Below are 14,773 nucleotides of genomic sequence, written 5' to 3' on the forward strand. Positions count from 1 at the left end.
TCGCGGACCCTTCATCTAGCGGTATGGCGAATACATCTAGGGTCATCTTGACAGAAACTGACCTGGATCGAAAGACGGAATGTGCGTCGTGCTGGAGATGCTGCTCCAGCCTTGCGCAAGCATGGCGCACTACGAGCCGATTTCTGACGGCCCGGGTTTGAGGACACCACGTGTGAGTATCATCATCGGCTTGCTGATCGCGGTCGTCTGCGTGGGCGGCGGCTTCGCGGCCATGGGCGGCCACCTCACGGTGATCTGGCAGCCCTTCGAGTTCATCATCCTCGGGGGGGCATCCATCGGGGCCTATGTCGTCGCCAATTCGACCAAGGTGGTCCTGGGCACGGGCAACGCGATCATGGATGCGGCGCTCAACCGGATCCCCAAGAAGGAGGATTACCTCCAGCTGCTCGGCCTCATGTTCGCCCTGACCCGGGAGTTGCGCTCCAAGCCCCGCAACGAGGTAGAGGCGCACCTGGAGGATCCGGCGAATTCCGAGATCTTCAAGGCGTATCCGAAGGTGACGCGCGATCCGGAGTTGCAGCTGTTCATCTGCGACTACGTGCGCCTCATCCTCATCGGCAACGCGCGCTCCTACGAGATCGAGGCGCTGATGGAGGAGGAGATCGCCACCCACCGCGGCGACAAGCTGAAGGTCTACAACGCGATGACCGGCATGGCCGACGGATTGCCGGCGCTGGGCATCGTCGCGGCGATCCTCGGCATCGTGAAGGCGATGGGCGCGCTCGACCAGTCCCCGGCCCTGCTGGGCGGCCTGATCGGCTCGGCCCTGGTGGGCACCTTCACCGGCATCTTCGTGTCCTACGGACTGATCGGGCCGGTCGCCACCAAGATCAAAGTTGTCCGAGAGTCGCAGGCGCGAGTCTACATCATCGTGAAGCAGACTCTGTTGGCTTACATGAACGGCGCCCTGCCGCAGATCGCCGTCGAGCACGGCCGCAAGGCGATCACGGCCGGCTACCGGCCGACGATCGACGAGGTCGAGCAGGCGACGATCACGGGCGGGTCGCGCGGCGGCGGTGATGTCGCGCGCGAGGCGGCTTGACCATGGACAAGCAACAGGCCGCCGCCGACATCCGCGACCGGCTGCTGGACGCGGCCGGCCTCTCCCTCGACCGCCTGCCGATGCTGCACGTGATCCTGGACAGGGTCGCGACCGCCTGCGCGGACCAGCTCCGGCATTTCGCCGCGTCCCCGGTCTATTTCTCGCTGAGCAACGTCGACAGCCAGCGCTTCGGCGACATCCTCGAACCCTACGAGTCGAACGCGATCGCCGGCATCTTCCACGCGGCCGAATGGGACAGCCACGTGCTGGTCGGCTTCGACCGGGACTTCATCTTCACCATGGTGGAGGTCATGCTCGGCTCCGATGGCTCCGAGCCGCCGCTGGACGAGGAGCGGTCCTTCTCGAGCATCGAGATGCGGATCGCCCAGCGTCTGTTCGATCAGATCGGCAAGGCGATGCAGACCGCTTTCTCGCTGGTGGCCGATACGCCGTTCAGGCTGGAGCGGACGGAGCTGCGGATGGATTTTGCGGTCATCGGCCGCCGGAACAACCAGGCGGTGGTGGCGAGCTTCCTGCTGCAGGCGCTCAACCGCGGCGGCGAGATGTTCATCATCATCCCGCAATCCGTCCTCAACCCGTTGCGCCAGAGCCTGGCGCGGATCCTGGTCGGTGAGACCTCGGCCCGGGATTCCAAGTGGACCAAGCAGATCGCCGGCGAGGTGCAGAAGACCCCGGTGACGCTGAAGGCGATCCTGGAAGAGCGGCCCCTGACCCTGGGCGAGATCGCCGACCTGAAGGTCGGCCAAGTGCTGGAGCTTCGGGCCACGCCACGCAGCCGCGCCAAGCTCGTCGGCAACAACCGCGATCTGTTCTGGTGCGACGTCGGGCAGGCGGATGGCGGCATCGTCCTGCGCGTGGACCGCTTCATCGATCAGGACCAGGAGTTTATCGACGATGTTCTCGCCCGCTGAGGCCCTGCTCTTCGCGGCGCTGGTCGCGACGACCGCCTGCCTCGTACCGATGTACATGCGGCTGAAGCGCCTGGACCGGTACCATGCGCAGTATCGCGACATGGTCGATTGGAGCGCCACCGCCCTGGTCGGCGCCAGCAACGCCGTCCAATCCTTCGCGCAGGACGGCCGAATGGTGCTGGAAGACCTGAGCCGCGAGATCGAATCCGCGAAGGCGGCCCTCGACGAACTCAAGGCCGAGCGGCTCAGGCTGACGAACGCGGCGCAATCCGCCGCGGCGGACCAGGAGCCGGCGATCGGCACCGGCCTTGCCGGCACCGGCCTTGCCGGAACCGGCTTTGCCGGCACTGGCCTCACCGGAACCGGCCTGACCGGCGCCTGAGGTTGGCGCCCCGGCGCCCTCCCCTTGCCCGCGCGGCTGCCCCCATCTCAAGGAGTGCTCGATGTCACCGCCCCCAGACCAGCCGGATGTCGATTCGGGAACCGGCCGCAGCGAGGGTCTGTTCGCGAAGATCGAGGCCCATGCCGCCGAGCAGCAGGCGCAGGGCGAGCGCCTCGGCGGCGGCCGCAACCTCGATTCGATCCTGCGGATCCCGGTCCTGATGCAGGTGGTCCTCGGCTCGGCGACGATGCCGGTCGCCAACCTGATGAAGCTGGGGCGCGGTGCGATCGTCCCCCTCGATCACCGGGTCGGCGAGCCTGTCGACGTCGTGGTGAACGGGCGCGTCATCGCCCGGGGCGAGGTCGTCGTGGTCGAGGACGACAATTCGCGCTTCGGCGTGTCCCTCACCGAAATCGTCGGGTCCGCCCCGGCCGAAGCCAACGGCTGACAGGATCCATTGCCATGGCCGCAGGTCCCGTGTCCAAGCCGGGCGTCAGGGTCCTGACGCCGTCCGAAGAGGTCGCCGCCGTCCTCATCTCGATGAACAAGGCCACCTCCAGTCGGCTGGTCAAGTATTTCGACTCGGCAGAGTTGAAGCAGATCACGCGCGCCGTGGCGCAGCTCGGGCCGGTGCCGCGGGATCAACTCGAACTGCTGATCGAGCAGGTCGCCCTCCTCTTCGCCGACGGTGCCAACCTGATCGGGACGGCGCGGGAGATGGAGAAGCTCCTGGAGGGGGTTCTGCCGCCGGAGCAGATCGCCGAGCTCATGACCGATGTGCTCGGGGCGGGCGAGCGCACGATCTGGGACCGGATCTCGAACGGGTCGGAGGCGGCCCTCGCCTCTTACCTCATGAAGGAGCACCCGCAGACGATTGCGCTGGTTCTGTCGAAGGTCAAGCCGGCCTGCGCCGCCAAGGTGATGGCCCAGCTTTCGGCCCCTCTGCGCAACGGCGTCATGCGGCGGATGCTGACGTTCAAGCCGATCGTCGACGCGACCATGAAGATGATCGAGCAGACGATCCACGAGGAGTTCATGATCAATCTGGCGCGCAACGCCGCGGCGGATACCCATTCGCGGATGGCGGACATCATCAACAAGATGGAGCGCCAGAGCATGGAGGAGGTCCTCGACAACCTCTCGCAGTCGCGGCCGAAATCCGCCGAGATCCTCAAGAGCCTGCTGTTCACCTTCGACGACATCATCAACATGACGCCGCGGGCGCGCACGGCCCTGTTCGATCAAATCCCGCACGAGAAGGTCATTCTCGCGCTCAAGGGCACGCCACCGCAATTGCGCAGCGTGGTGCTCAGTGGTTTGACCGCCCGCGCCCGGCGCCTCGTCGAGCACGAACTGGATGGTGGCGAACCCGCCTCCCAGCGCGACGTGCTCGAGGCCCGGCGCTCGATCACCGATCAAGCCCTGGAGATGGCGTCCCGCGGCGAGATCGAGCTCAACGCGTCCGATTCGGAAGACACCTACATCCGCTAGGTCCGTACGCGCTCGCCCCTCCGCCCATCCCTCCCCCGACGAACCGGCCGCGCCCTCCGGGGTAAGCACCCGAGATTGAGCTGCCGCGATGGCCGACGACGACAAGGAGAGCAAGACCGAGGCTGCGAGCGACAAGAAGATCAGCGACGCGATCGCGCAGGGGAACATTCCGTTCTCCAGGGAGGCGCCGATCTTCGTCTCGATCCTGGGGCTGCTGCTCTTCCTGGTGTTCGTGGCCCGGGACCAGACCGCCCCGCTCATGCGCCGGCTGGCCCTGCTCTTCGAGCAACCGAACAACTTCCGGGTGGAAACCAGCTCGGACGCCATGCACCTCGTCACCGCCCTGTCGATCGAGATGGGGCGTTTCCTGGTACCGATCCTGGTGATGCTGCTCGTCGCCGGGATCGCGGCCTCGGTCTTCCAGAACGTGCCTCAGATCGTGCTCGATCGCATCCAGCCGAAATGGTCCCGCATCTCGCCCGTCAGCGGCTGGGGGCGGATGTGCAGCATCCAGGGCGTGATCGAGTTCGTAAAAAGTCTCTTCAAGTTTCTGGCGATCGGCAGCATGTCGTTCATGGTGTTGAGCGCCGACCGGCACGAGATCGTGAATGTCATGTTTATGGATCCGATCGGGCTGCCCGAATTCCTGTTGTCCCTGTCGGTCCGCCTCGTCTCGGCGGTGAGCGTGGCCACGATCGCCCTGGTGGCGGGCGACCTGGTCTGGACCCGGGTGCGATGGCAGCGCGACCTGCGGATGTCGAAGCAGGAGCTCAAGGACGAATTCAAGCAGACGGAGGGCGATCCGCTGGTCAAGGCGAAGATGCGCTCTCTGGCGAAGGACCGTCTGCGCCGGCAGATGATGGCCGCGGTGCCCCGCGCCACGATGATCCTGGCCAACCCGACGCATTATGCCATTGCGCTGCGCTACGATCAGAAGGAGAACGACGCCCCGATGGTGCTGGCCAAGGGCACGGACCTGATCGCCTTGCGCATTCGCGAGATCGCCGAGAAGAACCGGATCGAGGTGGTGATCGACAAGGCCCTGACGCGCGCGATGTACGACCACGTGGAGATCAACCAGACCATCCCGGCGGAATTCTACCGCGCGGTGGCGAATCTCCTCGTCTACGTGATGACGCGCAAGCGCCGCTGAAGGTGGCCGTTGGTCGAGGATTCCAAAGGGCTTCAGCCCTCTGGTGGGCCGTCAGGGCAAAGCCCGACAATCGGGCAAAGCCCGACAATCGGGCAAAGCCCGACAATCGGGCAAAGCCCGACGGCAGGGCGCCGCCCTGCACCCGCAAAAGATCACGGACCTTTTGAATCCGTGACCTTCGATGGTCAGAGCTCAACCGGATCAGGCTGCAGCCTTGGCCTCCCGCCGGAACCGGTGCAGCACGAACTCCGTGTAGCCGTTCGGCTGGCTGGCGCCCTCGAAGATCAGGGCCTGCGCGGCCCGGAAGGCCGGCCCGTCGAAGGCCGGCGCCATCGGCCGGTAGGCCGGGTCGCCCGCGTTCTGGCGATCGACCACGCCGGCCATCCGCCGGAGCGCTTCCTCGACCCGATCGCGATCGACGATCCCGTGGCGCAGCCAGTTGGCGATGTGCTGGCTGGAGATCCGCAGGGTGGCGCGGTCCTCCATCAGGCCGACCTCGTGGATGTCGGGCACCTTCGAGCAGCCGACGCCCTGGTCGATCCAGCGGACCACGTAGCCCAGGATCCCCTGGCAGTTGTTGTCGAGCTCCTCCCGCACCGCCTCCGGCGTGAACGGACCCTCGGCCAGCGGCAGGGTCAGCATGGCATCCCGGGTCGCGGGCGCCCGGCCGGACAGCGCCGCCTGGCGGGCCCGGACATCGACCTGATGGTAGTGCAGCGCGTGCAGCGTCGCTGCGGTGGGAGACGGGACCCAGGCGGTGTTGGCGCCGGCCTCGGGATGGGCGCCCTTGGCGTCGAGCATCGCGGCCATCCGGTCGGGGGCGGCCCACATGCCCTTGCCGATCTGCGCGTGGCCCGGCAGGCCGCAGGCGAGGCCGGCATCGACATTGCCGTCCTCGTAGGCCTGGATCCAGGCGGTGGCCTTCATGGCGTCCTTGCGAACCACGGGGCCGGCCTCGAGCGCGGTGTGGATCTCGTCCCCGGTCCGGTCGAGGAAGCCGGTGTTGATGAAGAACAGCCGGTCGGAGGCCGCCGCGATCGCCGCCTTGAGGTTGAGCGTCGTGCGCCGCTCCTCGTCCATCACGCCGATCTTGAGGGTCCGCGGCGCCAGCCCGACCAGCGCCTCGACCCGGCCGAACAGCTCCACCGCGAAGGCGACCTCCTCCGGCCCGTGCAGCTTCGGCTTGACCATGTAGGCCGAGCCGGTCCGGCTGTTGCGCCGGGGGCCGTCGAGATCGTGCCGGGCGATCAGCGCGGTCACCGCCGCGTCGAGGATCGTCTCCGGGATCTCGGCGCCGTCGAGGGTGACGGCGTCCGTGACCATGTGGTGGCCGACATGCCGGACCAGCATCAGCGCGCGTCCCGGCAGGGTCAGGCTGCCGCCATCGGGGGCCGTGTAGGTACGGTCTTCCGCGAGCCGCCGCTCGACGGTGCGGCCGCCCTTGGACAGGTGGGCGACGAGGTCGCCGCGCATCAGGCCGAGCCAGCTCCGGTAGACCGCGACCTTGTCGGCCGAATCCACGGCGGCGACCGAATCCTCCATGTCCATGATGGTCGAGAGGGCGGATTCCAGCACCACATCGGCGATGCCGGCCGGGTCGGTGCGGCCGATCGGGCTCGTCCGGTCGAGGACGATCTCGACGTGCAGGCCGTTGTGGCGCAGCAGCAGCGCGGTCGGCGCCGCGGCATCCCCGGTGAAGCCCGCGAAGGCGGCCGTGCCGGTCAAGCCGGCGCTGCGGCCCGCGCCGAGGTCGACCGCGAGGCGCCCGCCGGCCACCGAAAAGCCCACGGCATCCGCCCAGGAGCCGACGCTGAGCGGTGCTGTCGCGTCGAGGAACGCCTTGGTCCGGGTGACCACGGCGGCGCCGCGGGCCGGGTTGAAGCCTTTGCCGGGCGCGCGGTCGCCGTCCTGCGGAATCGCGTCGGTGCCGTAGAGGGCGTCGTAGAGGCTGCCCCAGCGGGCGTTGGCGGCGTTGAGCGCGTAGCGGGCGTTCGAGATCGGCACCACGAGCTGCGGGCCGGCGATGTCGGCGATCTCCGCGTCCACGTTCTCGGTGGTCACGCGGACGGCCCCGGGCTCAGGCTGGAGGTAGCCGATTCGGGTCAGATAGGCCGCGTAGGCGGCCGGATCGTGCGGTTGGCCGCGATGGTCGCGGTGCCAGGAATCGATGTCGGCCTGAAGGCCGTCGCGCCGGTCGAGCAACGCCCGGTTGCGCGGCGCGAGATCCCGCACGATCGCGGCGAAACCCGACCAGAAGGATTCGGCCGAGATCCCCGTTCCGGGCAGCGCCTCCTCGGCCAGGAAGACGCGGAGGTCCTCGGCGACGACGAGATTCGACATGGCTGTCTCCTGGGCGAGGGGCGCGGGCAAGGGGCGTAGGCAAGGGGCGTAGGCAAGGGGCGCGAGCAAAGGGCGCCGGCCGTCAGAAAAATTCGAACGGCGGGCCAAATTTTTTTGAGGTTTTCGAGATAGACCCGTTGGCACCTGCGAAAAAGGCAGCAAAACGGATTTGATTCTTTCCGCAGCGTTGAGAATGCACGATCAGAGCGACCTGGAGATCTTCGCCCGGGTGGTCCGCACCGGCAGCCTGACTCAGGCCGGATCGGAACTCGGCCTGTCGGTGGCGGTGGTGTCGAAGCGGCTGAAGCGGCTGGAGGAACGGCTGGCCGTGCGCCTGCTGCACCGGACGACGCGCCGGGTCGCCCCGACCGATGTCGGCGAGGCGTTCTTCCAGCGGATCGCCCCGATCGTCGACGCGATCGCGGAGGCCGAGAGCCTCGTGTCGCAGAACGCGAGCCGGGCCCGGGGGACCCTGCGGGTGACGGCGCCGAGCTCCTTCGGGCGGCTGCACATCGTCCCGCATCTGCGGGCCTTCTTCGCCCTGCATCCCGACCTCGTGCTCAACCTGGAGCTGAGCGACGATTTCGAATCGATCGTGGAGCGTGGGTACGACCTCGCGATCCGGGTCGGCGCGCTGGAGAGTTCCGGGCTCACGGCGGTGCGGCTCGCCCCGGTGCGCCGGGTTTTGTGCGCGCGACCGGGTTACCTCGACGCGGCGGGGCGGCCGAAAACCCTCGAGGATCTGCGCGGGCATGTCTGCCTCGCCACGGAGAACCAGAACCCGTGGCGGCTGGTCGGGCCGGAGGGGCCCTGCACGGTGGGCGCGTCCGGCCCCCTGCGGACCCATTCCAACGAGGTGGTGCGGGAGGCGGTGCTCGGCGGCCTCGGGATCGCGCTGCGGTCCACCTGGGACGTCCACGCCGAGCTGCGCGACGGCTCGCTGGAGGTGGTGCTGCCGGCCTACACGGCGGCGGCCTCGGCGGGGATCTTCGCGGTCTATCCGAGCCGGGCCTTCGTGCCGGCCAAGACCCGGGCCCTCATCGCGTTTCTGAAACAGATCTACCGGTCGGGCTATGCCGGAGCGGCGATGGGGGACGGTCCGAGGACGTCTTGATCGACGGCTGCCCACGCCCTGCTGTCGGGCGAAGCCCGATCGTCGGGCAAAGCCCGATTGTCCGGCAAAGCCCGATGTCGGTTGCCGCCCCGACACCCCGCCAAAGGGCGAGCCCTTTGGAAACCCGTCTCGTGGCCCAGCTAAGCAGGTTTCGCAAAAGTGGCCACCGGTTTTGCGACCGAAACCTGCGATGAAACAAAGATCTAAGCCGATGAAGCGTTGGCTTACCAACGCAAATCTGTTTAGTCCGCCATGGCGGCGGCGGCGGCCCCGAGCCCCCAGCGGACGAGGTCCTGGGCCTCATGCGCCGATTTCGCCTCGGCGTAACAGCGCAACTCCGGGGCGTTGCCCGAGGCCCGGAAATGGATCGCGCGTCCGCCGTCGAGCCCGATCCGGACGCCGTCCTGCTGGTCGACATCCTGCGGCACGCCGATCGGCTTCAGGAAGGCGCCGCGGAAGCCGGCATCGCCGAGCCGTCCCAGGAAGGCGCTGCTCCGCTCGGAGGGGGTGTTGGGGAGCCGGTCGCTCGCCATCTCGCCGGCATCGAGCGACGTCACGAGGTCCGCCAGGGACGTGCCGGCCGCACGCGCCGCCGCGAGGGTGGCCAGGATCGGCAGCATCGCGTCCCGGGTCGGCAGGGCGGGCAGGGTCCGGCCGTCGCGGGTGACGTCCGATCCGAGCAGGAAGCCGCCATTGGCCTCGAATCCGACCACGATCTCGGCCCCGGCGGCCTTCGCCTGCTCCATGCCGGCGATGACGAAGGGCGAGCCCACCCGGGTGCGCAGGACCTGCCGGAAGCCGCCCGCCTGTTCGAGCGCCGATCCGGCCGTGACCGGAACCACGACCGTGTCGGCACCGAGGAACCGCGCCGTGATCAGCCCGAGCACGTCCCCCCGCAGGATCCGCCCTGCCCCGTCGGCGATCAGGGGCCGGTCGGCGTCGCCATCGGTGGTCACCAGGGCGTCGTAGGTGCCGGACGCCATCACCGCGGCGATGGTGGCGATGTCCTCCGGGCGGTGGGCCTCGGTGTCGATCGGCACGAAGGTGCTGGAGCGGCCGATCGGCGTCACCGCCGCGCCGAACCCGGTGAGCAGGTCGGTCAGCAGGTCGCGGGCGACCGAACTCTGCTGGTAGACCGCGACGCGCAGGCCCTGCAGGATGTCGGGCGCGAAGGCCGCGCCGTAGCGCTGGTGGTAGCGCTCGACCGCGTCGGGTTCGGGCGTGGCCGGCGGGGCATCCGGCACCGCACCGCCTGCCGCCACATCCTCGAGCGCCGCCAGGATCGCAATCTCGTCGGCCTTGGTGATCTCGCCCTCGGGCCGGTAGAACTTGAGGCCGTTGCGGTCCTCCGGGATGTGGCTGCCCGTGACCATGACGGCGCAGGCGCCGCGCCGCATCGCCTCGAGGGCGAGCGCCGGCGTCGGCAGCGCGCCACAATCGATCGCCGTGAACCCCGCCGCCGCCGCGGCGCTCGCCACCGTCGCGGCGATGCCCGCGCTGCTGTCGCGCAGGTCGCGCCCGATCACCACCGCGCGGCGGTCGTCGCCCGCGGGGACCGACCGGAAGAACGCGGAGGCGTAGGCATAGCTCGGCCCGCCGACGAGATCCGTCACGAGCCCGCGCAGGCCGCTGGTTCCGAATTTCAGGCTGCTCACGGCGATTCCAAAGGCTCGGATTGGGTCGGTCTCGGGCGACTGATGCCGTGAAATCCAGACGATCTCAATGCCCCGCTCCAACGCTGAGGTCTACGAAGCAGCAGAGTGTTGCCGCGTCGAGCGTGCGGATGCGGGGGTGGATTGCCTGTCTACGCGTTCCAATGCTTGTCGACGATGTCCTTGACCGCATCGGAGATGGCGGCGTCGAAGACCAGCATCTCTTCCACCGGGCGAAGGCTCCGCAACTGCTGTGCGAGGTCGCGCACCGCGGCGGGCGGCTCCGGCAGCACCGGGAGCGGGGCATTGATGTAGAGCTGGTCGAACAGCGTGCGGGCAAAGGCCTGGAAGCGGGTCTTGTGCCCGACGATGCCGACCCGCGACAGGACCTCGATCGCCGCGATCGAATTGCCCGGGTGCAGCCGATCCTCCGGCATGCGGGTCCCCAGCTGGCGGGTCAGGGGATTGTACAGCAGGCGGTAGGCCGATTCCGGCATCATGCGGAAGAAGCGCTTGAGGCTCTTCGGGTCGGTCAGATCGTAATCCTTGATGAAGGCTGCGGCTTCGGCCAGCGGCCCGAGGCGCCAGCTGCGCGCAGGATCGGCGGCATCGTCGGCCCGCGCCTGCAGCCAGTGCATGCGGGTCGCCATTTCGAGGTGCGGATCCTGCACCAGGAGCGCCGTGACCATCAGATCCGGGGTCAGGAAATTCTCGTATCGCGGGATGACGAGGGAACCCGACAGGAGGAGGGAGCGCACCGGGTTCAGGAAGATGCTGGTCAGGATTTCGTCGGACATGCGGTGCATGCCGAAGTAGCTGCGCGCGTAATGGGGGAACATGGCGCTCTGCAGAACCGACTCCGGTTCGATGCCGGTGTTGATCAGGCAGGTGCGGCAGTGGATCTTCCCGTCGGCCGGAATGCGCCGATGCACCAGTGCGTTGGTGTCCGCGTCATAGAGTTCGAGCTGTTCCAGCGCCGCGAGGCCCGGCACCTCGGCCTCTGTCACGATGAAGATGCACTGACCGGTCGCGTGCCAGCCGTTGTTCCGAAACGTCGCGTCGATATGGCTCGCCGCGACCTCCGCGACGCGCCGCCCTGCGACGGACACGACGACGCGGCTGATTGCGAGCTGATTGTCCGGAACGATCCAGCCCCGGATCGAATGGCCGTCGTCGTGATCGATGAAGAAACGCACGGTGAGGCTCTAAGTCGTCTCTGGGTCGCAATCCGTCTTGGCGCAATCCGTTCGAAGCGTCGGCGACGCTCCCGAGCAGGACCGTCGTTCCTCGGTCCCCTCCAGGCTCGGCGGCCCTACCACTTCGCCAAGCCGAGCGCAAAAGGCACCGGCGTCGCCGCGGGATGTGACGATCCGGTCGCCACGCGGCTGCGCCGGGATGGATGCCGGTTCGGCGCAGGCGGGCGGGGCACCGCGAGGGCCCGGAACCGTTCCGATTGCAACGCGATCGGGAACGGTTCTAGAGGAGCGTGGGGCCGCGCCGACCCTTCGGCTCACGCGGCGGCTGATGGCGCTGCCGTTCGACGCGTGGTCACGGAGCCGGTCTCAAGGCGCCTGGACCACGAAGACGCCGTTCGGGTTGCGGGTCCCGCTTCGATCGCGAGCAAGCTTGGGTTCATGGCGACGTCCGTCGAGGTCCATATCGGAAAGCGGGATTGGCTTTTCCTGCTGCAGGGGACCAACAACGTCAGCTCGCAATATGTGCGGTCGCCGGAAGCGCAGTTTCTGCTGATCCACTGGCGTCTGATCGTCGCCCAGCGCGAGCGACGCTTGCGGGCGCTCGGCATCCCCTACAAGCATATCCTGATGCCGGAGAAGATCACGATCTACGATCATCTGCTGGACGGGTTGCGCATCGACTGGCGGTTGTCGCCCGCCTTCCGGCTCCTGCATGAGGATGCCTACTACACGCTGTTTCCGCTCCGGCGCATGAACCTCGTCAACTATATCCGTCGGAACCTGCGATGGCGGGCGACGCTGATCGATCTGATCGCACCCATGCGACAGCAGCGGGATATGCAGAATCTCTTCTATCGGACCGACAGTCACCTGTCGTTTGCCGGCCGTCTGCTGGCCTATCGCGAGATCTGCGGGGCGATCGGCGCCGAGCCGGTCCGTGATTTCGAGGAGCGGCCCGCCACCTATCACGCGGGCTGGGCGGGCGATCTGGGGATGGCCTTCGACCCCCCGCGGTACGAAGGGACGATGCTGCACGCTCTGCAGCGGGATGCGGTCCGCGTGTATGCGAGCCCGATCGTCGAACACCGGGAGCGGCGCGGCCTGTCGGGAACGCTCCATACGGGGGCGCACGTGATCTATCGGAACGCGCGGGCCACCGACCCCCGGCGCGTCATGCTGTTCGGCGACAGCTATGCCAATTTCGCTCCGATCGGCCTGACGATCATGCTGGCCGAGACGTTCCGCGAGGTGCACTTCATCTGGAGTACGCAGCTCGATTACGATCATATCGCGCAGGTGAGGCCCGATCTGGTGCTGACGGAGATGTCGGAACGCTTCGTGTTCCGGCCTTCGAAGGACGATTGGAATCTCGCGCAGTATGTCAGCCAGCGTTACGACGCCGAGTTGGCGGCGGGTCCCGACGACGGGCCTTGCGCATGAGGCCAAGTGCGGACCTGGGAGCGCGGGCGAGCGACCCGTGGAGCCGGATAGGGCCGAGCGTCGCCGCCTGGTGCCGTCACTGCGCCCTCACCTGCTGCTCGAGGTGCGCACGGAGAATCGAATACTGGTGCACCACCTTTTCGAGCCTGGCCGCATCGGCGGGACGGATCGGTTCCGGCCCCGCGCTCGGGCGATAATTCGCCACATAGAAGGCAGCCTGAGCCTTCAGGCGCACGGCGACGAAGTCGAGGTCCGCGGACCAGTGGGCTTCCGCGCGAACCAGCTGCAGGCGCTTGGAGATCGCCAGCCAGTGCAGGTCGAGGGCGATGCCCCCGCCTTTCGTCCCGCCCCGGCGGCTTGGCAATACGGTCCGGGCTGGTTCCGCGAGCCGGATCAGCGCGAGAGCACGGGTTCAGAACGAAGATCGGGAGCCACATTCGATCGCGGCGCTGACGGATGCGGCTCCCGGTATCTCGGGTGAAGGGCTCTGTGGTCGGATCAAGCCTGCATCTTGCTGACGACGTGTTTGATCAGGAACAGGCCGATGCTTACGGACGTCAGGCCAAACATGACGACGTACAGGTAATCGACCTGGATGCCGGCATACGGATAATAAGCTGACCGCACCCACTCCGCCAATTGCATGGCCGGATTGAACTTCATCCAATAATAGAGCTGTTCGGGCATATAGCTCGGCAGGAACATTACCCCACTTGAGATGTACAGAATGATGCTGAAGAGAGCATAACCAATCATCCAGCCGGGGAAAAAGCCGATGATTGCGACGTTGATCGTTCCAACGCCGATGCCGAGAATAATGGCTGCCAGATACCCAGTTACGGCCGTCAGCGGCTGGGCCGGAATAAGATTGACGCCGATGGCCACCAGCACGGAACTGACGACCAGAAGAGCAAGGAACCCCGTGACAATTTCAACGAGAATACGGGAGAAAATCAAATCGAACATTTTGACCTGAGGGTAATAGGTCAACGGACGATTAATCATAACGGATTTCATCACCTCACGGGAGATGTACTGAAATACTAGGACCGGAACTGCGCCGGTGGCGAAAAACAGCGCCCGCTCGTCTCCCAGTGGGGCCGGCAATTTTTGGAAGGTGTAGATCGCGATCAGCACGAAGACGTGCACGCATGGCCAGAGCACGATCACGCCGTAACCCCAGAGCGAGGCTCCGAAGCGCGTGCGGATATCGCGCAGGATCAGCGCGTACAGGACGTGGAGATAGGACTCGATCGGGCTCTTCTGTGTCTGAGCCGTCGGGACAGCGAACATCGGCGCGACCTCTGCGTTGCCGGGCCTGACTCGACCATAAAATAGGCCAAAGTAGGTTGGACAGGCGCGTCGGGCTTGATGGCAGCGTCAGGCCACGCGACCGTAATAGTCGCGCATCAGGTCGTCGTACGTGGCGGCCTCGATGGTGGTGCGGGCCCGGCCCGGGAGCGGGATGGCCAGCAGGCGGTCGTTGCAGGCGGATGGGTCGTCGGCCAGGGCATAGGGCAGGAGGTGGCCGTCCGACTCGGTGCGCAGCCTTTCCGCCGCAGCGCCGAGGTCGAAGGCCGCCACCGGCAGGCCGGTGCGCAACGCCAGCGTCAGCGCGTCGGAATAGGTCTCCGGCCAGATCGCCGGGAGCAGGATCAGATCCGCCGAGACCTGCGTGACCAGATCGAAGGTCTCGTCGTCCTCCCAATGTCGGCCGGTCTCGGCGATCTGAAGGGCCGCCCGCGCTTCCCGATCGAGGGTCGGATCGTCGGTGGCGTAGCGTCCGGTCTGCGTGACGCCGGCGCGCTCAAGGCCGTCTTCCAGCGCCGGGTCGCAGTAGCCCGCGATTGTGAACCGCAACGGCAGATCACGCTCGCGCGCATCGGCGGCCAGGGCCTGCAGCACCAACGCGCCTTCGGGCATGCTGATGCCGCCCAGCACGGCGACGCGCCGGACGTGCCCCGGCCGGTGCGGCGCGGTGGTGCGCACCGCGCGCTCCGGCTCGGCGTG

13 protein-coding genes and 1 pseudogene are annotated in these 14,773 nt (G+C 67.3%); 8 read left to right on the top strand and 6 right to left on the bottom strand.

Annotated elements, in window-relative coordinates:
• The first annotated feature begins 172 nt into the window (after positions 1 to 172).
• The 6 genes from motA to flhB all read left to right on the top strand — a co-directional run bounded on the left by motA (position 173) and on the right by flhB (position 5,021).
• Entirely contained in the window at positions 173 to 1,063 is an 891-nt protein-coding gene (gene motA / locus OXS49_RS22590) for a flagellar motor stator protein MotA (protein WP_267426842.1), read from the top strand.
• A 2-nt stretch (positions 1,064 to 1,065) separates the two neighbouring features.
• Positions 1,066 to 1,995: a FliM/FliN family flagellar motor switch protein gene (locus tag OXS49_RS22595; protein ID WP_267426843.1), complete on the top strand. Its 930-nt coding sequence runs from the start codon at positions 1,066 to 1,068 to the stop codon at positions 1,993 to 1,995.
• A complete protein-coding gene (locus tag OXS49_RS22600; protein WP_267426844.1) occupies positions 1,979 to 2,377 on the top strand; it encodes a hypothetical protein in 399 nt (132 codons plus the stop codon). Before OXS49_RS22595 ends, OXS49_RS22600 begins: the two co-directional genes overlap by 17 nt.
• Before the next feature lie 61 nt (positions 2,378 to 2,438).
• The gene (gene fliN, locus OXS49_RS22605) at positions 2,439 to 2,825 is read left to right on the top strand and encodes a flagellar motor switch protein FliN (RefSeq protein WP_267426845.1); all 387 of its coding nucleotides are present in this window, start codon (positions 2,439 to 2,441) and stop codon (positions 2,823 to 2,825) included.
• Positions 2,826 to 2,839: 14 nt separating this feature from the next.
• On the top strand, positions 2,840 to 3,868 hold the full coding sequence (locus tag OXS49_RS22610) for a flagellar motor switch protein FliG (RefSeq protein ID WP_267426846.1): 1,029 nt from the start codon (positions 2,840 to 2,842) through the stop codon (positions 3,866 to 3,868).
• Between the two features lie 88 nt (positions 3,869 to 3,956).
• Positions 3,957 to 5,021: a flagellar biosynthesis protein FlhB gene (flhB, locus tag OXS49_RS22615; RefSeq protein WP_267426847.1), complete on the top strand. Its 1,065-nt coding sequence runs from the start codon at positions 3,957 to 3,959 to the stop codon at positions 5,019 to 5,021.
• 201 nt (positions 5,022 to 5,222) lie between these two features.
• Here flhB and OXS49_RS22620 read toward each other — a convergent pair whose 3' ends face one another.
• Positions 5,223 to 7,361, bottom strand: coding sequence for a malate synthase G (locus OXS49_RS22620; RefSeq protein WP_267426848.1), 2,139 nt, complete (start codon positions 7,359 to 7,361; stop codon positions 5,223 to 5,225).
• A 193-nt stretch (positions 7,362 to 7,554) separates the two neighbouring features.
• On the opposite strand from OXS49_RS22620, the gene OXS49_RS22625 reads away from it, so the two are divergent.
• Entirely contained in the window at positions 7,555 to 8,475 is a 921-nt protein-coding gene (locus OXS49_RS22625; RefSeq protein WP_267426849.1) for a LysR family transcriptional regulator, read from the top strand.
• Between the two features lie 242 nt (positions 8,476 to 8,717).
• Here the strand turns inward: OXS49_RS22625 and OXS49_RS22630 are convergent, their stop codons facing one another.
• Together OXS49_RS22630 and OXS49_RS22635 are read right to left on the bottom strand one after the other, a co-directional pair.
• Positions 8,718 to 10,130 (bottom strand): phosphomannomutase, encoded by a 1,413-nt coding sequence (locus OXS49_RS22630; protein ID WP_267426850.1) that lies wholly within the window; start codon positions 10,128 to 10,130, stop codon positions 8,718 to 8,720.
• A gap of 149 nt (positions 10,131 to 10,279) precedes the next feature.
• Positions 10,280 to 11,323, bottom strand: a complete 1,044-nt coding sequence (locus OXS49_RS22635; RefSeq protein ID WP_267426851.1) for a hypothetical protein — start codon at positions 11,321 to 11,323, stop codon at positions 10,280 to 10,282.
• Positions 11,324 to 11,761: 438 nt separating this feature from the next.
• Here OXS49_RS22635 and OXS49_RS22640 point away from each other — a divergent pair, with 438 nt between their 5' ends.
• Positions 11,762 to 12,763 carry a hypothetical protein gene (locus OXS49_RS22640; RefSeq protein ID WP_267426852.1) on the top strand — a complete coding sequence of 334 codons (1,002 nt, stop codon included), beginning with the start codon at positions 11,762 to 11,764 and terminating at the stop codon, positions 12,761 to 12,763.
• 76 nt (positions 12,764 to 12,839) lie between these two features.
• On the opposite strand, the gene OXS49_RS22645 is transcribed toward OXS49_RS22640, so the two are convergent.
• The 3 genes and pseudogenes from OXS49_RS22645 to OXS49_RS22655 form a co-directional block, all read right to left on the bottom strand.
• On the bottom strand, positions 12,840 to 13,127 hold the full coding sequence (locus OXS49_RS22645; protein WP_267426853.1) for a hypothetical protein: 288 nt from the start codon (positions 13,125 to 13,127) through the stop codon (positions 12,840 to 12,842).
• A 134-nt stretch (positions 13,128 to 13,261) separates the two neighbouring features.
• A complete protein-coding gene (locus tag OXS49_RS22650; protein WP_267426854.1) occupies positions 13,262 to 14,056 on the bottom strand; it encodes an ABC transporter permease in 795 nt (264 codons plus the stop codon).
• 87 nt (positions 14,057 to 14,143) lie between these two features.
• Positions 14,144 to 14,773: pseudogene (locus OXS49_RS22655) on the bottom strand (glycosyl transferase); the annotation flags it as partial.

This window comes from Methylobacterium sp. GC_Met_2 (assembly GCF_026540795.1).
In the GTDB taxonomy this organism is placed as follows: Bacteria; Pseudomonadota; Alphaproteobacteria; order Rhizobiales; family Beijerinckiaceae; genus Methylobacterium.